The following is an 18,396-nucleotide window of genomic DNA, read 5'->3' as shown; positions in this document are numbered from 1 at the left end:
GGTATTCTATTATCGTCTTGCACTCGGCCGACTCAGGCTGATTTCGCACACCGCACAGATTAAAACCACTTACGAGACAAGGAGCGGATAGATATGAACAGACGGCAATTCAATCAACTGGGTGTTGGGCTGGCAATCGCTGGCGCAATGCCGGACGCATTCGGGCAGCCGCAGGAGGCGGCGGCGAAATATCCGTCTCATCCCATACGTTTGGTCATTCCTTTCGCGCCGGGCGGAGGCACCGACATTATTGGCCGTTCGGTCGGCCAGAAACTTTCCGAAGCCTGGAAGCAATCCGTTGTTCCCGAGAATCGCCCCGGCGCCAATAGCACGATAGGGCTGGCCCTGGTTGCCAAAGCGCCCGCCGACGGCTATTCCTTGACGATGATCACGGCCAGCGCCACTGTCAATGTCACACTCCAGGGACATCAGCTGCCTTATGACCTGTTTCGGGACTTTGCCCCGATTACCCAGATCACCGCGCAACCGTACCTGCTGGTCGTCAATCCCGCCTTGCCCGTGAAAACCGTGGCGGACCTGATCGCGCTGGCCAAGCGTCGCTCCAAGCCCATGACTTATGGATCGTCGGGTATCGGTGGCCTGAGCCATCTTTCGGGCGCCCTGTTTTCGTCCCTGGCCAAGATTCCCCTGACCCATGTTCCCTACAAGGGCGGCTCGCCCGCCATGACAGCGGTCGTCAGCGGCGAAATCGATATGCTGTTCAGCACACGCCTGCAGGCCAACAATCTGATCGAGGCGGGACGGTTGCGGCCAATAGCCGTGTCGACCGCCAAGCGATCGGCGGCATCGCCTCAACTGCCGACCATGAGCGAAGCGGGGGTGCCGGGCTTCGAGGTCACAGACTGGTATGGCATGCTGGCCCCGGCCGGGACGCCGGCGCCCATCATCAATAAGCTGAATCATGAAATCGTCCACATTCTCAAGCTGCCGGACATAGCCGCGAGGATGCGGGTCGATGGCTCGGATCCGGTGGGCAGCACCCCGTCGCAGTTTGCCGCCCACATTCACACCCAGGTAGAAAAGTGGCGCAAATTGATTACCCAGCTTGGAATACATACATGATGGGTGCGCTTAAAAAAGCACCTTCAATCGCCGGCATGCAGGCGCGGGGCGGTTTCGCTCGCGAGCTTGGCGCGCGGGTTTCCGCGTTTTCGCAAGCAAACGTCCCTGAAATGGCCGTGCATTGGGCCAAAGTCGGGATTCTCGACACCGTTGGCGTCACGCTTGCGGGCAGCCGTGAAGATGCCGCCCGGCTTGCCGCAAGCGCCCTGGATCCGGCGCAAGGGCCGGCGCTGGTGCTGGGTACTTCCCGCCGCGTCGGTATGCTCGATGCGGCCCTGATCAATGGCACCGCGTCGCATGCTCTGGATTTCGACGATTGCAACAACACGCTGGGCGGCCATCCCTCCGCCCCGGTACTGTCGGCCCTGTTGCCGCTGGCCGAGCATCTGGGCAGTTCAGGCAAAGACTTTCTGACCGCTTATGTGGTCGGCTTCGAAGTCGAAACGAAAATTGCGCTGGCAGTCAATTTTCATCACTACACCAAGGGCTGGCACCCTACTGCCACGATGGGCACGTTCGGCGCCGCGGCGGCCTGTGCAAAACTGATGGGCCTGGATGCCGAAGGCACGGCCACCGCGCTGGCGCTGGCCGCGTCGTTTGCCTCCGGCATCAAGGCGAATTTCGGCACCATGACCAAGCCCTTGCATGTCGGCCACTGCGCCCGCAATGGCTTGTATGCCGCACGCCTGGCAAGCCATGGCTTTACCGCCAACGCAGGCAATGTCTTTGAGCACAAGCAGGGGTTTCTGGATGTATTCAATGGCCCCGGCACCTACGATGTCGAACGCGCCCTGGCAGCCTGGGCGAATCCGCTGGATATCGTCGAACCCGGGATTGCCATCAAGCAATACCCCTGTTGCGGCAGCACGCATCCGGCACTCGACGCAATGCTCGACTTGGTGCGCTTGCACAGTCCGCGTCCCGATGACGTTGCCCGTATCGATGCGTCGATTCATGGGCGCCGGTTGGCTCATACCAACCGGCCCGACCCATCCGGCCCGCTGGATGCGAAATTCAGTTTGCAGTACGTGCTGGCCCGCGCATTGATCGATGGCCACGTCGGGGTTGCCGACTTCAACGGCAATGCCCACGAAGATTCTCGCGTGCGCTCCCTGTTGCAACGTGTTCATGTGGCGGCGTACGACCAGACCGGCGCCGGCGGCTTTGCCGCGGATAACCATTTCGGCGGGCTGGTGCGGATCACTTTACGCGATGGCCGTGTGCTGACGTCGCAGGTCGAGCAGCCGCTGGGCCGCACTTCCGCCAACCCGCTGCCTGCAGATCGATTGCATGAGAAGTTTCGCCTATGCGCCGCAACCGTCCTGCGCGACGATGCCATTGCTGCGGTTGTCGATCTTGTCGAGCGCGTTGAAACCCTGGTCCGAGTGGACGAAATTACCGCGCTGATTCATGGCGCAACGATAGAATGAGGACATTGAATTGGAACACCAGACTTATCAGTACGATGTGATTGTCGTCGGTAAAGGAAATGCCGCACTATGCGCCGCGCTTGCCGCACGGGACGCCGGCGCGAGCGTCGCCATGCTCGAAGCGGCTGCGGAAGACGAATCCGGCGGCAATAGCCGCTTTGCGGGCGGCGTGATGCGTTTTGCCTATTCATCCGTGGACGACCTGAAGCTGGTTACCGATCTTAGCGAAGAAGAAATCGCCAGCAGCGACTACTTTACCAACACGACCGACGAGTTCTTCGATGATCTGTTTCGCCTGACCAATTACCGCACCGACCCCCATCTGTCGGAAATTCTGGTTACGCAAAGCCTCCAGACCATGGTCTGGCTGCGCACCAAAGGCGTGAAATTCGTTCCCAATTACGGCCGCCAGTCGGTCATGGTCAATGGCCGGCGCAAGTTCTTCGGCAGGCTGCCCATTGAAGTGTCCGGAGGTGGCGCCGGCCTGGTGCAGTACCTCGACCGCGCCGCCGGCAAGGCGGGCATCGCGGTCCACTATCGCACGCGCGCCAAATCGCTGATCATGGAAAATGAACGCATCGTCGGCGTGCAGGCCAATCAGGGCGGCCGGCCCGCGACCTTCCTGGGCAAAGCCGTTGTGCTGGCCTGCGGCGGCTTCGAAGCCAATCCCGAGATGCGTACGCGTTATCTTGGCTCAGGCTGGGAGCTGGCCAAGGTGCGTGGCTCGCGTTTCAACCAGGGCGATGGTTTGAAGATGGCCTTGGACATGGGTGCCGCCCCCTATGGCAACTGGTCTGGATGCCACGCTACCGGATGGGACCTGAACGCGCCCGAATTCGGCGATGTCAATGTAGGCGATCAATTCCAGAAGCACAGCTATATTTTCGGGCTGCTGATCAATGCCAAAGGTAAGCGTTTCGTCGATGAAGGCTACGATTTTCATTCGTTTACCTATGCCAAGTACGGCGGCGAGCTGCTTAAACAGCCGGGGCAATTCGCGTGGCAGGTGTTCGATTCCAAGATCAATCAGTTGCTGCGGTCCGAATATCGCGTCAAGATGATTACCAAGGCCAGCGCCGATACGCTGGAAGAACTGGCCGGGAAGCTTGAAGGCGTGGACGCCAAGGCGTTTCTGGAAACGGCCTACGCGTATAACGCGTCCGTTCGCGACGATGTTCCCTTCGATCCGGCCATCAAGGATGGACGCGCAACGCAGGGCATAGAACCGCCGAAATCCAATTGGGCGCAAGCGCTCGATACACCCCCGTATCATGCCTACGCCACCACCTGCGGCATCACATTCACTTTTGGCGGCTTGCGCATATCGCCCGACAACGGGCAGGTTCTGGACGTGAATCTGACGCCGATGCCGGGCCTTTTCTGCGCCGGTGAAATGGTCGGCGGCCTTTTCTATTTCAATTACCCTAGCGGTACGGGATTGGTGTCGGGTGCGGTATTTGGCCGTATTGCGGGGCAGGGTGCCGCAGCCGAGGCAATGCGGCCGGCATAAAAACCCGGCCGGCGGTGAATGCCGTTTATGTGCCGCGGGCCAGGGTTCCGCTTAGTTGCGGATGTCCTGAATGAACCATTCAAGCGGCAGCTCCGTGCCCAGCCCCTGTTCCTTGGCCTTGCGGTAAACCAGCCCGCCCACGGATGAAAATTGAACCCCCCAGTTGCCAACCGTGTAGTAGAAGGTAATCTGGTCGTCGCTGACTCTGCCAGGCGCCTTGCCGGAAATCACGTCGGTATAGATGGGCCAGTTTTCTGTCTGGATGCGCTGGTGCCTGGCTTTGGGCAGGCGCATCTGCTCTTCTTCGGAGCCGGCCACATACGCACCCGGGCTGCCGGAAATTCCCTTCCTGAAACGCTCGGTTTCGGGCATGGGCAAATCTTCCCGGCCTTGCTGTATCTTTACATCGAAGCGATCGACGATTTCCTGGTTGAGTTCGCGAGGCGCCAGTGCCACCACATGCATGCCGGGTTCCAGCCACGCGGCTTCTATGACCGGGGTCATGCTGTCGGTACAGGTTGCGACAATGTCGGCGCCTTGCACTGCGGTGCGCGCCGAATCCATGGGCACAACCTCGATGCCGGAATGCTCGGACATCTCTTTTGCAAAGCGCAGGCAATTGGCGCGGGTGCGACTGTAGACGCGGACGCGTTTGATATCGCGCACAGCCGTGATCGCCTGGAAAAATGTGCGGGCCATACCGCCCGAACCGATGATGCACAGTTCGCGCGAGGATTCTCGTGACAGGAGCCGCGTGCCGATTCCCGCCGCTCCCCCCACCCGCATATGCTGCAAGTGGCCGTCGTTGAGCAATGCCAGCGGCGCGCCGTTTCCAGTACTGAACAGGAACACCAGCCCACAATAGGTTCCGGGCTCGATGCAGAATTTCTGCTCGCTGCCCGCCTTGCCTTCCGCCTTGGGCCAGACAAGGATGTCGGATTTGAGCCGCACGGCAAGTATGCCGTCGCTGGTGCCTTCCACGGAGCCATAGCGATAGTAGCCATTGTCCTGATCGCAGGGAACATACATATCGATACGTGGGCGGCCAATTGCCCCGCCTGTAAGCAGCGATGCGAACGCAGCCTCCTGAGCGGCAATGCAGTCGCTCATGTTCAGCACACGTTCAACAACCTTGTTGTCGATCAAAAGCACTTTTTTCTCCTTTTTGGGCGGATCGGGGCAATTGGCATTCCGTCTCGGATTGCATGGCGAAAATTCACGGCATTGCACTCGCTACTTTAGTTCAAACGGTACATAAAGGAGTACACTTTTCAGGCTGTTTTATAAAATAAAAACGAAGCCCGCAACGTCCTCAGAATGGCACAACGATTTGCGTCGGAATGCGAGGCGGCAAAGGAGATAGGCATGAAATGGCTTGGTCGTGTGGCAATCTTTACCGCATTGGTTCTGGGCCCCTTCAGCCCATCATTCGCAGATCAATATCCCAGCAGGCCGATCCGCCTCATTGCTCCCTATGCGCCGGGTGGCGGCGTCGACATCATGGCTCGACTGGTCGCGCAGTATCTATCCCAGACGATAGGCCAGTCGGTGGTGGTGGAAAACCGGCCGGGCGCGGGCGGCGTGGCCGGCACCGAAGCGGTCGTGAACTCGGCTGCCGATGGCTACACGCTCATACTGGCATCTTCCTCGCCTATCGTCGTCGCGCCTTATCTGATGAAAAAGCTCAGCTACGATCCGCTGAAAGATTTGGCCCCGATTACGCTGATCGCAAATATTCCGGCTATCTTGCTCGTCAAGCCCTCATCGAAGATCAACACCATTCAGCAGCTTATCGCGATGGCCAAGGCCGAACCGGGGAAACTGACCTTTTCGTCGTCCGGCATCGGCGGTACTGCGCACTTGGCGGCGCAGATGCTGAAGATCATGGCGGGAGTCAATATGCTGCACGTCCCGTACAAGGGAACAGGGCCGGCAATCCTCGCCGTCATGAGTGGTGAAGTAACCATGACCTTTTCCGATGTGATCTCCGGAATGCCGTACGTCAAGAGCGGCCAGCTCAAGGCAGTCGCCATAACCACGCCGGAACGGTCGCCGGAGCTGCCCAAGCTGCCTTCGATCGCCGATGTTCTGCCCGGATACTCGGCCACCGTATGGTACGGCGTCTTTGCGCCGGCGAAAACGCCCAAGCCCATTATCGATATATTGAATAAAGCCTTGGTGAAAGCCGTGCATTCGCCGGGCATGACAAAGACACTGAACAATGAAGGCGTTACCCCCATTGGCGATACTCCGGCCGAGTTCGCCCAGTTCGTGCGGGCGGACGGCGCCCGCTGGTCGAAGATTATTCGCGAATCGGGGATGAAACCCGAGTAGATCCTTTCTTACTGAAACCCGCCCCCTTACGGGTGCCATCAATCCGGGCCACACCATGAAAATAGCTGTACTCGACGATTACCTGCAAGCCGCCCAAAACGGCATAGACTGGGCTGCGCTGGGCAACGACGCCGCGCTGACTGTATTTACCGAACTCTTGCCCGCCGGGCTGGAAGAGCGGGCGGCCGCGCTGGCGGGGTTCGAGGTCATCGTTGCGATGCGCGAACGCACTCCGTTTCCGGCCGAACTGATACGGTTGTTGCCCGAGCTGCGTTTGCTGGTTACCACGGGCATGCGCAATCTGAGCATAGACATGGCGGCGTGCACTGCGCAGGGCATTGTCGTGTGCGGTGCCCCGGGAAGTCCCCAGGCCGCCAATGCAACGGCGGAACTGGCCTGGGCGCATATTCTGGGCCTGTTCAAGAATACGGTTGCCGAAGATCAGGCCATGCGTGCCGGGCTGTGGCAAACCAGAATGCCCGCCATATTGGCCGGCAAAACCTTGGGCGTGGTGGGCCTGGGCAAGCTGGGCCAGGCCGTGGCCACGGTCGGGAAGGCATTCGGCATGGCTGTGCTGGCGTATAGCCCCAACCTGACCGATGAGCGGGCTGCGCGGGCCGGTGTGACGCGCGTCGACAAGCATGATCTGTTTCGTCAGGCCGATGTGATCAGCCTGCATCTGATCCTCAGCGACAGCACCCGGGGCCTGGTCGATGCCCAATTGCTGCAGGCCATGAAGCCGGGAGCATTCTTGGTGAACACTTCGCGTGCCGGCCTTGTCGACGCCGGCGCCTTGTATCGCATGCTGAAAGACAAACGCATAGCCGGCGCCGGGCTGGATGTCTACCCCGAAGAACCGCTGGCGGCAGACGATCCAATACGCAGGCTGGATAACGTGCTGCTTACGCCGCACTTGGGCTACGTAAACCGCGAAAACTTCGAGGCGTTTTATCAGAGCGCCGTCAAAGCCATTGCTGCGTGGGCCGGCGGGCAGGCCGTTCATGTACTGAGTTAAGGCCGTCGCCCGGCTTGGCGATGGCCGGCCGGGCCAAACGGGAAGCAAGGGATTGTCAGCTTGATGTCAGTAAAACTTTACTTTTTTTAATACCATCATTTGACTGGCGGGCTTATTATTCCACGTGCATCGATACCTTTCTTTCAACCATCAGGAGAAAAAACAATGGTGCACTATATCTGGATGTTCGTGGTCGGTATTGTGGTCGGCTTGATAGCGCGTGTTGTCGTCCCCGGAAGTGAGCATATGGGCCTTGTGCTAACAGGTATTTTGGGCATTGTGGGGTCTTTTGTCGGCGGCTTCATCAGCCGCTTGTTCAGCCAGCCTGCCGAAGGTTCTTCTTTCCATCCGGCGGGTTTTATTTTGTCTGTGATCGGCGCGATTATCGTGCTGTTCATTTATACGCACTTTGTCCATTAGAAGTCGGGTGCTACACCGTGTTGCAATTTAAACGTAGTTGAGCTTCTTTGGTAACACGGCAAGGCGCGCCTTACGATACGATATGCGTGGTCGTTTCGACCAACGAGAGCACCATCAATTTTCTGGAAGGCTATAAAACATGAATACATTTCTGAAAACCTGTGCCATGGCTGCCGGGGTCTTGACTGCAGCAACAATCGGCTTCTCGTCCACCTCCATGGCGGCTACCACCCAGGCGGCGGCTACGAGCACGGAGACCGTCACCGCCACTTGCAAAGACGGCACCCCTTTTACCGGCACGTCCAAGAAAGGCGCATGCCGCGGCCATAAGGGCGTCAAAGAGTGGGGCGCCGCAGCACCGGCCGCAGCGGGTGCTGCCGCTGCCACCGCCGCAACAGCGCCTGCCGCAGCTCCAAAAGCGCCCACGGCCGCCAGCAAGACCATGCCCACTACAGCTGCCGCGGGCGGCGGGGCCGGTAAAGTCTGGGTCAACAGCAGCAGCAAGGTTTACCATTGCGCGGGCAGCAAATGGTATGGGAAGACCAAGGCGGGCGAATACATGACAGAAGCCCAGGCCAAGGCCCAGGGCAATCACGCCGACCACGGCAAGGCATGTTCCTGATTCCTTGGGTTCATGGTTAGACAAGGGGCGCACAAGTGCGCCCCTTGTCATATTAGGCGCCCATTGGCGTCGTATCCGCGGCGGACAGGCACAAGGCGCCCGCCTCTATGCGAACCCATGAGCAGCTACGAAGCCAGCTTTACGCTACAGTCTTTTGACTTCCGCGGCCGTATCTACGAAACCGCCGAGCCTGTAAACTGCGAAGTTGACTACCCCGTGCGCGCCGCTTTGGGCGCCGGCCAATTATTCTGCTAAACGGAGACCAATTTTGAAAAGGTATTGTGTCGGTATTTTGCAGGGCGTTGTTCTCGGTGCCTTGCTGCTTAACGCAGGCGTTGCATTGGCCAAGGATTATCCTTCGCGGCCCATAACTTTGGTTGTTCCATATCCGGCCGGCGGTGGCGGAGACACTTTGGGTCGCCTGATAGCCAAGGGCCTGGGCGACCAGCTGGGTGTATCGGTTATCGTGGAAAACAAGGCGGGCGCCGGCACGATCATCGGGGCTGGATACGTTGCGCATGCCGCCCCCAATGGTTATACGCTGCTGGTAAGTTCAGGCTCGACCTTTACCGTCAATCCCGCCATACACGACAAATTACCTTACGATTCAAGCAAGAGTTTTGAACCGGTCGGCATTTTTGGCCGAACCGCGCTGATATTGCTCGCCAACCCCAAGGTTCCCGTCAACAACCTGAAAGAACTGGTTGCGGCGGTCAAGGCCACGCCCGACAAATATTCGTTTGGCACTTTCGGCACGGGTACGACTTCCCATTTTGCCGGAGAGCTGATCATGAACGCTTGCGGCATTACGATGCAGCAAGTGCCCTACAAGGGTAGCTCGCCCGAAATGTCCGATTTGATCGGTGGACAGATTCCGTTTTCAGTCGATACCGTGTCGGCTGCCTTGCCGCAAATCAAGGCGGGCAAGGTGAAAGGCATCGCGGTTACGTCAGGCAAGCGTTCGCCCTTCCTGCCCGATGTACCTACTGTAGGCGAAAGCGGGTGCGCTCCAACCAATATGGATACCTGGATAGCCATGGTGGCTCCCAAGGGCTTGCCGGCCGACGTCAAGGCCCGGCTCGACACCGCGGCAGCGAAAATCTTCGACGATCCGGGATTGCGCAGCAAGTTTCTTGCGGTCGGCACCGAGCCGGCCTACAGCTCTTCGGCGCAGCTTGCCGAGTTGATCAAAAGCGAGAGCCTGCAAATGAAGGATCTGGCCAAAAAAGCGCATATCAAGGTAGAGTAAGCGCCTATCCGGCATTGCCGGCTTCCGTTATATCCCATCATTTCAGGATCATCGAACCATGAGCAACAATCACACATTGGTGAGCAAGTCGGCGAATGAGCTGCGTCGCCTGATAGGCAGCAAGGAAATTTCCCCGGTGGAATTGCTGGAAGCCTGCATTGCCAGAATCGAAGCGATCAATCCATTTGTCAATGCGGTTACCGCCACGTGCTACGAGCGTGCCAGAAAAGAAGCCAAGGCGGCCGAGGCAAAGGCGCTCAAGGGTGAAAAGCTTGGTCTGCTGCATGGCTTGCCCATGGGGGTTAAAGATCTGGAGGCGACTGCAGGCTTGTTGACTACCTATGGCTCGCCCTTGTTCCGCGGCAATGTACCCATCGCCGACAATGTGCTGGTGTCGAGGCTGCGCGCGGCAGGCGCCATTGTGGTGGGCAAGACCAATGTGCCTGAAATGGGTGCGGGCGCGAATACGCGCAACGCGGTTTGGGGCGCCACGGGCAACCCATTCAACACAAGTTTGAATGCGGGCGGTTCTTCAGGCGGTTCCGCGGCCGCCCTGGCTTGCGACATGTTGCCGGTTTGTACCGGTTCCGATACCGGTGGGTCCTTGCGGATCCCGGCGGCAAAATGCGGCGTGGTCGGATTCCGGCCATCGCCCGGGTTGGTGCCGAATTCTCGCCGGCTGCTGGGCTGGACTCCGCTATCGGTGGTGGGCCCCATGGGCCGCAGTGTCGATGAAGCGTGCCTGCAACTGGCGGCGACCGCCGGCGTTTCGGAGAGCGACCCGCTGAGCTATGAACTCGATCCGCTCGCATTCATCGGCTTGCCCGAGGTGGATCTTGGTGCGTTGAAGGTGGGCTGGACCGCGGATTTTGGCTGTTGCACCGTCGACAAGGACATACGCCGTGTCTTCGAGAAAAAAATCGGCGCCATGAAGCATCTTTTCAAGCAATGCGACGAGCTGCGGTTCGACCTGGGCGACGTGCATCGCTGTTTCGATGTACTGCGCGCCGAAAGCTTTGTGGCCGGGTTTCAAGACGCATACGACAAAGATCCGGCCAGCCTGGGCCCCAATACCCGGGCCAACTACGAGATGGGCGCGGCAATGTCTCTGCTCGACAGCGCCTGGGCACAGAAAGAACAAACGCGAATCCTGAACCGCTTCCAGGACACGTTCTCTGGCTACGACATCATTCTTTCGCCTACAACACCGGTGACGCCATTTCCCTGGACCATTTTGTATGCGGAGACGGTCAACGGCGAGCAGCAGCAAAATTATTATCGCTGGCTGGCGCTTACGTATGCCGTGACCCTGACTGCGCTGCCTTCCTTGAGCCTGCCCTGTGGCGTCGATCATGCGGGCATGCCGTTTGGCTTGCAGGTGGTGGGCAAATTCCGTCGCGACGCCTTTGTTCTCGGGGCCAGCAGGGCCATGGAAAAGGCTTTCGCCGGCCACGACGAATTGCGCCGGCCTGTTCCCGATACAAGCCGGCTCACGCATTCGGTGCCCGACCTGAAATCGATCGTTACCGCGCCGCCGATCGAAGGCCGTGTGGCAGATTCTGCAGGTTCAGTCGCCGCCGTTTAGGCCGCGGGCCGCGGGCTCCGCATTCGCCGAGCCACATCTTGGCAGGGAAGCTGTAGTACTCTGCTGTTTTCGTGTTGTTGAACATCCTTGCTTTTGCCATGAAACAATTTTCCGTGCATGAATTGCTGCCTGCCGATGCCGACCGGGCTACCCTGGTAGGGCGAGTCTGGCGCGATGGGCCGATACCTGGGCCATCGGTGATTGCCGTGCGCGACGGAGACGTCTTCGACATCAGCTCGCACGCGCCGACCATGGCCGACTTGCTTGATCGGGACGATGCGGTCGCCGTGGCCCGATCCGCCTCGGGAGAGTTCCTGGGGCCGATTGCGGCATTGCTGGGCACGGAAAGCGGCCGCGGCCTTTCTTTGCTGGCACCCTGCGACGTACAGGCTATCAAAGCCTGCGGCGTCACGTTCGCGGTCAGTTTGCTGGAGCGTGTGATCGAAGAGCAAGCCCGCGGCAATGCCGCCGATGCTGCTGAAATCCGTGCGCGAATCCAGGAATTGATCGGCGGCGATTTATCGCGTATCAAGCCGGGCTCGGCCAAGGCTCAGGCGCTCAAGGAAGAACTGCAGCGCCGCAATGCCTGGTCGCAATACATGGAAGTCGGAATTGGGCCCTACGCGGAAGTGTTCAGCAAATCGCAGCCGATGTCGGCGGTGGGGTTTGGCGCGCAGGTTGGTCTGCTGCCGGATTCCAGCTGGAATAATCCGGAACCCGAGATCGTGCTGGCCGTCGACCAGCATGGCCGCGTGGTTGGGGCTGCCTTGGGCAACGATGTCAATCTGCGCGATATCGAGGGGCGCAGTGCGCTTCTGCTGGGCAAGGCGAAAGACAATAATGCGTCGTGCGCGATCGGGCCCTTCATCCGATTGTTCGACGACCATTTTTCGATTGATACGGTGCGCGAGGCCCGGGTATCGCTGCTGATCGAAGGTGAGAGCGACGGCTTCGTGCTGGAGGGGATCAGCGATATGCGGGAAATCAGCCGCGACCCGCTGGATCTCGTGCAGCAAACTTGCGGGGCGCATCATCAGTATCCCGACGGCTTCATGCTGTTCCTGGGCACCATGTTTTCGCCGATCAAGGATCGGGCCGCCGTCGGCAGCGGATTCACCCATCGCTTGGGCGACCGCGTCACGATTGCCACCTCGTCGCTCGGCTCGCTGGTCAATACGGTGCAACTGTCCACCACCATTGCGCCATGGAATTTCGGCGTAAGGGCCTTGTACCGCAATCTGGCGGCACGCGGCCTGATTCAGGCGCCTGCCTGAGGCGAAACTCGCACGTTTGCGCGGCTTCCTACAGTAAAAGCAATAAGTATTAGTACTAGGAAAGCAAAGCCTCGCCTGTCTGATCCTATGGTTAACCCTTGGTTCAGGGGTGGAAAATTAGCTATCAGCATTCGGCTCACTGGCACATTATCAGACATTCCAAAAAGCGAACGCAGATTGGGAATTATTCAATAGACGGCGAGACGCCGATACGTAAAACTTGAATCGTCAGGGTAAGCAAACAGCAAGCACGATACAGGCAGCAAACAAATAAAAATATGGATTATGGTTTCGACTTCAGTTTTCTGAGCGGGTTTTGGCCTGATTTATTGAAGGGCACCTGGCTCAGCATAAAAATGTCGGCGCTTTCTTTGGTGCTCGGCTTTCTGGTGGGCGTGGCGTTGGCAGTGGCCAGGACCGAAGGCGGCAATTTCCTGAAAAAAATCGCCGCGGCATTTGTCGATCTGATACGCAATACGCCCCTGGTCGTACAAACATTCTGGCTGTTTTTCGGCCTGGCGGCGATTCAGATACGAGTGCCGGCTTTTTACGCGGCCATCGTCGCGCTGACGATCAATACCTCCGCCTACACCTGTGAAATCGTCAGGGCTGGCATCGACTCCATCCACAAGGGGCAAAAAGAGGCCGCGGCTTGCCTGAGCCTGAGCAAAGGCCAGATTCTGGGATATATCGTTTTGCCCCAGGCGGTCGAAAAAATGTATCCGGCGCTGATCAGCCAGTTCGTGCTGATGATGCTGGCGACCTCGATCATGTCGCAGATATCGGCGCAGGAACTGACGGCGATCGGCTATCAGATTCAAAGCGAGACTTTCCGCGGTTTCGAGGTCTACCTGGTGATTGCGGTCATTTATCTATTCCTGTCGTGGTTGTTGCGGCTTGTGATGAATCTGTGCCACGACCTTGCCTTTCCCAGGAAAAAACGCATGAACAAGAGCAACAAGAAATGAGCCGGGGGTACAGGTCGTGATATTTGGAATTACCTATAACCAATGGTTTTTTGTTCTGCGCGGAGCGGGCTGGACGATTGTGCTGTCCTTACTGGGGTTTGCCGGCGGCACTATTGCAGGCCTGCCATTGGCCGTTGCGCGGGCATCGAAACACCGTTTGTTGCGCGAGCTGAGCGGGCTTTACGTCAAGCTGATCCAGGGCATTCCATTGCCCGTCATGATGTTCATCGTGTATTTCGGCATCAGCATAGCCGGTTACGATTTGCCGGCGCTGGTCGCGGCGGGCCTGGCCATGACGTTCTATTCCAGCGCCTACCTGGGTGAAATATGGCGGGGCTGTATCGAGTCGATTCCCGTGACTCAATGGGAAGCGTCGAATTGCCTGGCGTTCAATACCCTGCAGACGCTGGCCTACATCATTCTGCCCCAGGCATTCCGGGTTGCGATTCCTCCCACCGTCGGGTTTCTGGTCCAGATTGTCAAGAATTCGTCGTATGCGGTGGTGATCGGCTTTTTTGACCTGACGTATTCGGCGCGCGTCATCAATAACTCCACCTTCAAGCCGTTTGCGGTATTCACGGTGGCGGCGCTTATCTATTTCATCATCTGCTACCCGCTTTCCCTGTTGTCTTATCGCTTGGAAAAAAAATTAAAAAATAAAACCAATTAAAGGCCATCCCAACATGAATCCCGTTGTCAGCTTCAAGAACGTAAAGAAATCCTATGGCAAGGACGAAGTCCTGAAAGGCATTACCTTCGATGTATTCAAAGGCAATGTGGTGGCGCTGATCGGCCAGAGCGGCTCCGGCAAAAGCACGGCCCTGCGCTGCATCAATGGCCTGGAAGGCATCAACGAGGGCGAGCTGCATGTCTGCGGCCGGGATCTGCACAAGAACGACTGCGACATATTCGGCTTGAGAAAGGAGGTGGGCATTGTGTTCCAAAGCTATAACCTGTTTCCCCACTTGAGCGTCGAGCAGAACATCACGATCGCGCCACGCAAGGTAAAGAAAATCAAGGCCAAGGAGGCCCAGGAGCTGGCTTCGCACGTGTTGAACCAGGTGGGGCTGGCAGACAAGGCCCGGGCCTATCCCGACCAATTGTCGGGCGGTCAGCAGCAGCGCGTGGCGATTGCCAGGTCGTTGGCGATGCAGCCGCAACTCATGTTGTTCGATGAGGTGACCTCGGCTCTCGATCCGCAAATAACCGGGGAAGTCCTGAAGGTGATAGAAAGTCTCGCCGACAGCGGCATGACCATGGTGTTGGTTACGCATGAAATGGCTTTCGCGCAAGCGGTTGCCGATCAAATCCTTTATGTGAAGAACGGCGTCGTATGGGAAGCGGGAGATGCCGGCCTTCTTAAAAATCCTCAAACACCCGAATTGAGGCAATTCATCAGCAATGGCCTTTGATTTCATCGCCGCGGCGGCCGCGCGCATTGCCAGCTTCGCGTATACGGTCGATGCGGTGCTGGGGCAAGGCCGAACGAGCGATTAACTACTATCTGGAGATAAGCATGTTGAACAAAAAAATAGCGATGTGGGCATTGGGCGCGTCATGCCTGATGGCGGCCGTTACCGCCGTGCAGGCGAATACCCTGGAGGCAATACAGAAACGGGGCAAGATCATTGTGGGCGTGGATATCAGCGCGCCTCCTTATGGCATGGTCGACGACAACGCCAAACAAACTGGTTTCGATATCGATGCGGCTCATTTGCTCGCCCACGATCTGGGCGTCAAGCTGGAGGTGGTGCCGGTTACCGGGCCGACCCGCGTTCAGTTCCTGCGCACCAACAAGGTCGATGTGATCATGGCGTCGTTTTCGATTACAGCCGAAAGAAAAAAAGTCATCGATTTCTCGGAGCCCTACGGCGTGGTGCCCGTTGTGGTGGGCGGACCCAAAGCGGCAAAAGTGATGTCGGCAAAAGACTTGGCTGGGAAGTCGATTGCGGTCACGCGCGGCACGACCAGTGATCAGGCCATTACCAAAGAAACGAAAGATGTACCCGGTGTGTCCATTGTGCGCTACGAGGACGATGCCACGACCAATACGGCGGCGCTGACGGGCCAGCAAGACTATATCGTTGCCGCCAGCAGCGTCTTGCCGGCAATCCACAAATCCAATCCCAAGCGCGATATTGTTTATAAATATACGGCTATCAGTTTTCCGATGGGCGTGGGCATTCGCCAGAACGAGCCGCAATTGAAAGACAAAATAAATCAGTGGGTGTCGAAGAACCTGAAGAATGGCAAGCTCAACGACATTTACAAAAAATACTTTATCGGTCAATCCCTGCCGGCAGAAATGCTGAAATAAAGGACAGGGCCTTGCCTCGATGGCAAGGCTCATGCCCGCCACGCGCGATCGCTATCATGTCGAAAAAAAACAAATTCCTGTTGTTGAATCAAGCCGACGATGTTGTCGTGGCTCTTGAGCAGTTGATCGGCGGCGCGCCGCTTGTCAATGGAGTGACTGTGTCGGGCCTGATACCCGCCGGCCACAAGGCGGCCATCAGGCCCATCGCGCAAGGGCAGGCCGTCAGGCGCTATGGCCAGATCATCGGTTTTGCCAGCAAACCCATTGCGGCTGGCCAGCACGTCCATACGCATAATATGGCGATAGGCGAATTCGACAAGGACTATCGCTTTTCGCAGGACTACATCGCGCAGGACAAGGCCAGTCCGCAAGCCACTTTCCAGGGCATCGTCCGGGCCAACGGCCAGGTCGCGACGCGCAATTACATAGGCATATTGACCTCGGTCAATTGCTCGGCCACCGTGGCGCGCGCCATTGCGGATTATTTCCGGCGCGATATACACCCCGAAATTCTGGCGCCTTATCCGAATATCGACGGCGTGGTCGCCCTTACGCATGGGGCGGGATGCGCCGTCGATCCCGGTGGAGAAGGGCTGGCCGTGCTGCAGAGAACCCTGGCCGGGTATGCACGGCACCCCAATTTCGCCAGCCTGCTGATCATAGGACTGGGGTGCGAAACCAATCAGATATCGACGCTCGTCAAAACCCAGAACCTGGTTCAAGACGAGCGCCTGCATACCTTCAATATTCAGGACACCGGCGGAACCACCAAAACCATTGCCAAAGGCATTCAGATCATCAAGGAGATGCTCGAGCCGGCTAATCAGGTATCCCGGGTGCCGGTGCCGGCCAGCCAGATCAAGGTCGGGCTGCAATGCGGCGGTTCCGACGGATATTCGGGGATCACCGCGAATCCGGTTCTGGGCGCCGCGGTCGATCTGCTGGTTCGCCATGGTGGGACGGCGATCCTTTCCGAAACTCCGGAAATCTATGGGGCCGAGCATTTGCTGACCTGTCGGGCCGTGAGTCCGCAGGTGGGCCGGAAACTGGTTGATCAGATCGCCTGGTGGAAAGACTATTGCGAACGCAATCATGCCGCTCTCGATAACAATCCCTCGGCCGGCAACAAGGCGGGCGGGCTGACCACGGTGCTGGAAAAATCGCTGGGAGGTATTGCCAAGGCGGGTACGACGGGCTTGATGGAAGTCTACGAGTATGCCGAACCTGTGGCGCAGAGCGGCCTGGTCTTCATGAATACCCCGGGCTACGATCCCATTTCGGCAACAGGCCAAGTCGCTGGAGGAGCCAACCTGATCTGTTTCACCACCGGCCGCGGCTCGGCCTACGGCTGCGCGCCGTCGCCGTCCCTGAAGCTGGCGACCAATACCGCTTTATGGACTCGCCAGCAAGATGATATGGATATGAATTGCGGTTCCGTCATCGATGACGGTGTCGGCATCGAACAACTGGGCCGCGAGTTGTTCCAGATGATCCTGGATTGCGCGTCCGGCGTGCGCTCCAGAAGCGAAATCCATGGCTACGGGCAGAATGAATTCGTTCCCTGGCAATTAAGTGTCATTACCTGAAGGTTCGCCCGGATTTACGGCCACTCTTGAATTTTTCTCTATTGTTTGGAAGCTCGACTCTCATGAATAAAAAATACAGCAAGGCCCGCTACAAGGGTGTGTATCCCGTTGTCCCTACGATTTTTCACGAAAACGGGGAATTGGATCTCGAAGGGCAGAAAAGATGCGTCGATTTCATGATTGATGCGGGATCCGATGGCTTGAGCATATTGGCCAATTTTTCCGAGCAGTTCGCCATCACGGATGATGAGAGAAAAATCCTTACCGAAACCATACTGGCTCATGTCAAGGGCCGCGTGCCGGTCATTGTGACGACTTCCCATTACAGCACCGATATTTGCCGGGATCGCAACAGCCATGCAGAAGAGCACGGCGCCGCCATGGTCATGCTGCTGCCGCCCTACCACGGAGCGACGATACGCTGTAACGAGTCGCAGATCTACGAGTTCTACGACCGTCTTTCCGCAGCCAGCAGCATCCCCATCATGATCCAGGATGCTCCCATGAGCGGTGCGAATCTGTCCGCGGCATTCCTGGCCAGAATGGCTAAAGAAATCGAGCATGTTTCGTATTTCAAAATCGAAATGCCCGGCGCGGCTTCCAAGCTGCGGGAATTGATACGCTTGGGCGGCGACAGCATTGAAGGCCCCTGGGACGGCGAAGAGGCCATTACCCTGCTTCCCGATCTTGATGCCGGGGCAACGGGCGCCATGACGGGCGGAGGCTATCCCGATGGAATAAAGACTATTTTCAACAGCTATTTTTCCGGCAATCGGGAAGAGGCCGTATCACTCTATCAGCAATGGCTGCCGCTGATCAATTACGAAAACCGCCAGAGCGGGATTCTGACCAGCAAGGCTTTGATGCATGAGGGCGGCATTATCAAGGCGCCTAACGGCAGGCATCCATTTCCCGCCATGTCCGAAGAGGTTCGCGCAGGCCTGATCGAAACGGCCAGAAGACTGGATCCGCTGGTATTGCGCTGGGCCAGGTAAACCCAGGC

At 58.0% G+C, this 18,396-nt stretch carries 18 protein-coding genes; 17 read left to right on the top strand and 1 reads right to left on the bottom strand.

Features of this window, described 5'->3' with window-relative positions:
• Positions 1-93 precede the first annotated feature (93 nt).
• The 3 genes from ACYVIS_RS01995 to tcuA are packed head-to-tail and all read left to right on the top strand — an operon-like array spanning position 94 to position 4,023.
• Positions 94-1,083, top strand: a complete 990-nt coding sequence (locus ACYVIS_RS01995; protein WP_232742210.1) for a tripartite tricarboxylate transporter substrate binding protein — start codon at positions 94-96, stop codon at positions 1,081-1,083.
• Positions 1,080-2,513: an MmgE/PrpD family protein gene (locus ACYVIS_RS01990; RefSeq protein ID WP_232742211.1), complete on the top strand. Its 1,434-nt coding sequence runs from the start codon at positions 1,080-1,082 to the stop codon at positions 2,511-2,513. Before ACYVIS_RS01995 ends, ACYVIS_RS01990 begins: the two co-directional genes overlap by 4 nt.
• Before the next feature lie 10 nt (positions 2,514-2,523).
• Positions 2,524-4,023, top strand: coding sequence for an FAD-dependent tricarballylate dehydrogenase TcuA (tcuA, locus tag ACYVIS_RS01985; RefSeq protein WP_232742212.1), 1,500 nt, complete (start codon positions 2,524-2,526; stop codon positions 4,021-4,023).
• A gap of 51 nt (positions 4,024-4,074) precedes the next feature.
• On the opposite strand, the gene ACYVIS_RS01980 is transcribed toward tcuA, so the two are convergent.
• Complete coding sequence (locus ACYVIS_RS01980; protein ID WP_232742213.1) at positions 4,075-5,175, bottom strand: ornithine cyclodeaminase family protein; 1,101 nt, start codon at positions 5,173-5,175, stop codon at positions 4,075-4,077.
• A 213-nt stretch (positions 5,176-5,388) separates the two neighbouring features.
• Between ACYVIS_RS01980 and ACYVIS_RS01975 the strand changes: the two genes are divergently transcribed.
• From ACYVIS_RS01975 to ACYVIS_RS01910, 14 genes are all read left to right on the top strand, one after another.
• Entirely contained in the window at positions 5,389-6,357 is a 969-nt protein-coding gene (locus ACYVIS_RS01975) for a Bug family tripartite tricarboxylate transporter substrate binding protein (protein ID WP_232742214.1), read from the top strand.
• Positions 6,358-6,412: 55 nt separating this feature from the next.
• Positions 6,413-7,372 carry a D-2-hydroxyacid dehydrogenase family protein gene (locus tag ACYVIS_RS01970; RefSeq protein ID WP_460873131.1) on the top strand — a complete coding sequence of 320 codons (960 nt, stop codon included), beginning with the start codon at positions 6,413-6,415 and terminating at the stop codon, positions 7,370-7,372.
• 168 nt (positions 7,373-7,540) lie between these two features.
• The gene (locus ACYVIS_RS01965) at positions 7,541-7,792 is read left to right on the top strand and encodes a GlsB/YeaQ/YmgE family stress response membrane protein (RefSeq protein WP_232744751.1); all 252 of its coding nucleotides are present in this window, start codon (positions 7,541-7,543) and stop codon (positions 7,790-7,792) included.
• Positions 7,793-7,958: 166 nt separating this feature from the next.
• Complete coding sequence (locus ACYVIS_RS01960) at positions 7,959-8,414, top strand: hypothetical protein (RefSeq protein WP_370636019.1); 456 nt, start codon at positions 7,959-7,961, stop codon at positions 8,412-8,414.
• Between the two features lie 117 nt (positions 8,415-8,531).
• On the top strand, positions 8,532-8,669 hold the full coding sequence (locus tag ACYVIS_RS01955; RefSeq protein ID WP_460873130.1) for a hypothetical protein: 138 nt from the start codon (positions 8,532-8,534) through the stop codon (positions 8,667-8,669).
• A 13-nt stretch (positions 8,670-8,682) separates the two neighbouring features.
• Positions 8,683-9,663, top strand: a complete 981-nt coding sequence (locus ACYVIS_RS01950; RefSeq protein ID WP_460873129.1) for a Bug family tripartite tricarboxylate transporter substrate binding protein — start codon at positions 8,683-8,685, stop codon at positions 9,661-9,663.
• 58 nt (positions 9,664-9,721) lie between these two features.
• The gene (locus tag ACYVIS_RS01945) at positions 9,722-11,248 is read left to right on the top strand and encodes an amidase (protein WP_460873128.1); all 1,527 of its coding nucleotides are present in this window, start codon (positions 9,722-9,724) and stop codon (positions 11,246-11,248) included.
• A gap of 98 nt (positions 11,249-11,346) precedes the next feature.
• Complete coding sequence (locus ACYVIS_RS01940; RefSeq protein ID WP_232742218.1) at positions 11,347-12,522, top strand: fumarylacetoacetate hydrolase family protein; 1,176 nt, start codon at positions 11,347-11,349, stop codon at positions 12,520-12,522.
• A 278-nt stretch (positions 12,523-12,800) separates the two neighbouring features.
• Positions 12,801-13,490 (top strand): amino acid ABC transporter permease, encoded by a 690-nt coding sequence (locus ACYVIS_RS01935; protein WP_460873127.1) that lies wholly within the window; start codon positions 12,801-12,803, stop codon positions 13,488-13,490.
• Between the two features lie 16 nt (positions 13,491-13,506).
• Positions 13,507-14,160 carry an amino acid ABC transporter permease gene (locus ACYVIS_RS01930; protein ID WP_232742220.1) on the top strand — a complete coding sequence of 218 codons (654 nt, stop codon included), beginning with the start codon at positions 13,507-13,509 and terminating at the stop codon, positions 14,158-14,160.
• Positions 14,161-14,173: 13 nt separating this feature from the next.
• On the top strand, positions 14,174-14,902 hold the full coding sequence (locus tag ACYVIS_RS01925) for an amino acid ABC transporter ATP-binding protein (RefSeq protein ID WP_460873126.1): 729 nt from the start codon (positions 14,174-14,176) through the stop codon (positions 14,900-14,902).
• A gap of 104 nt (positions 14,903-15,006) precedes the next feature.
• Positions 15,007-15,807 carry a transporter substrate-binding domain-containing protein gene (locus tag ACYVIS_RS01920; RefSeq protein WP_460873125.1) on the top strand — a complete coding sequence of 267 codons (801 nt, stop codon included), beginning with the start codon at positions 15,007-15,009 and terminating at the stop codon, positions 15,805-15,807.
• 56 nt (positions 15,808-15,863) lie between these two features.
• A complete protein-coding gene (locus tag ACYVIS_RS01915; RefSeq protein WP_460873124.1) occupies positions 15,864-17,393 on the top strand; it encodes a UxaA family hydrolase in 1,530 nt (509 codons plus the stop codon).
• A gap of 62 nt (positions 17,394-17,455) precedes the next feature.
• A complete protein-coding gene (locus tag ACYVIS_RS01910; protein ID WP_460873123.1) occupies positions 17,456-18,388 on the top strand; it encodes a dihydrodipicolinate synthase family protein in 933 nt (310 codons plus the stop codon).
• Positions 18,389-18,396 lie beyond the last annotated feature (8 nt).

The organism is Paralcaligenes ginsengisoli, assembly GCF_054781135.1.
The sequence above is the reverse complement of the archived record's forward strand: the minus strand, read 5'-3'. Positions and strand labels throughout refer to the sequence as shown.

Coding starts and splice junctions, on each gene's coding strand:
- ACYVIS_RS01920 (WP_460873125.1), top strand. CDS start 15,007: ATGTTGAACAAAAAAATAGCGATGTGGGCATTGGGCGCGTCATGCCTG.
- ACYVIS_RS01945 (WP_460873128.1), top strand. CDS start 9,722: ATGAGCAACAATCACACATTGGTGAGCAAGTCGGCGAATGAGCTGCGT.
- ACYVIS_RS01955 (WP_460873130.1), top strand. CDS start 8,532: ATGAGCAGCTACGAAGCCAGCTTTACGCTACAGTCTTTTGACTTCCGC.
- ACYVIS_RS01975 (WP_232742214.1), top strand. CDS start 5,389: ATGAAATGGCTTGGTCGTGTGGCAATCTTTACCGCATTGGTTCTGGGC.
- ACYVIS_RS01960 (WP_370636019.1), top strand. CDS start 7,959: ATGGCTGCCGGGGTCTTGACTGCAGCAACAATCGGCTTCTCGTCCACC.
- ACYVIS_RS01995 (WP_232742210.1), top strand. CDS start 94: ATGAACAGACGGCAATTCAATCAACTGGGTGTTGGGCTGGCAATCGCT.
- ACYVIS_RS01915 (WP_460873124.1), top strand. CDS start 15,864: ATGTCGAAAAAAAACAAATTCCTGTTGTTGAATCAAGCCGACGATGTT.
- ACYVIS_RS01910 (WP_460873123.1), top strand. CDS start 17,456: ATGAATAAAAAATACAGCAAGGCCCGCTACAAGGGTGTGTATCCCGTT.
- ACYVIS_RS01925 (WP_460873126.1), top strand. CDS start 14,174: ATGAATCCCGTTGTCAGCTTCAAGAACGTAAAGAAATCCTATGGCAAG.
- ACYVIS_RS01970 (WP_460873131.1), top strand. CDS start 6,413: ATGAAAATAGCTGTACTCGACGATTACCTGCAAGCCGCCCAAAACGGC.
- ACYVIS_RS01940 (WP_232742218.1), top strand. CDS start 11,347: ATGAAACAATTTTCCGTGCATGAATTGCTGCCTGCCGATGCCGACCGG.
- ACYVIS_RS01935 (WP_460873127.1), top strand. CDS start 12,801: ATGGATTATGGTTTCGACTTCAGTTTTCTGAGCGGGTTTTGGCCTGAT.
- ACYVIS_RS01990 (WP_232742211.1), top strand. CDS start 1,080: ATGATGGGTGCGCTTAAAAAAGCACCTTCAATCGCCGGCATGCAGGCG.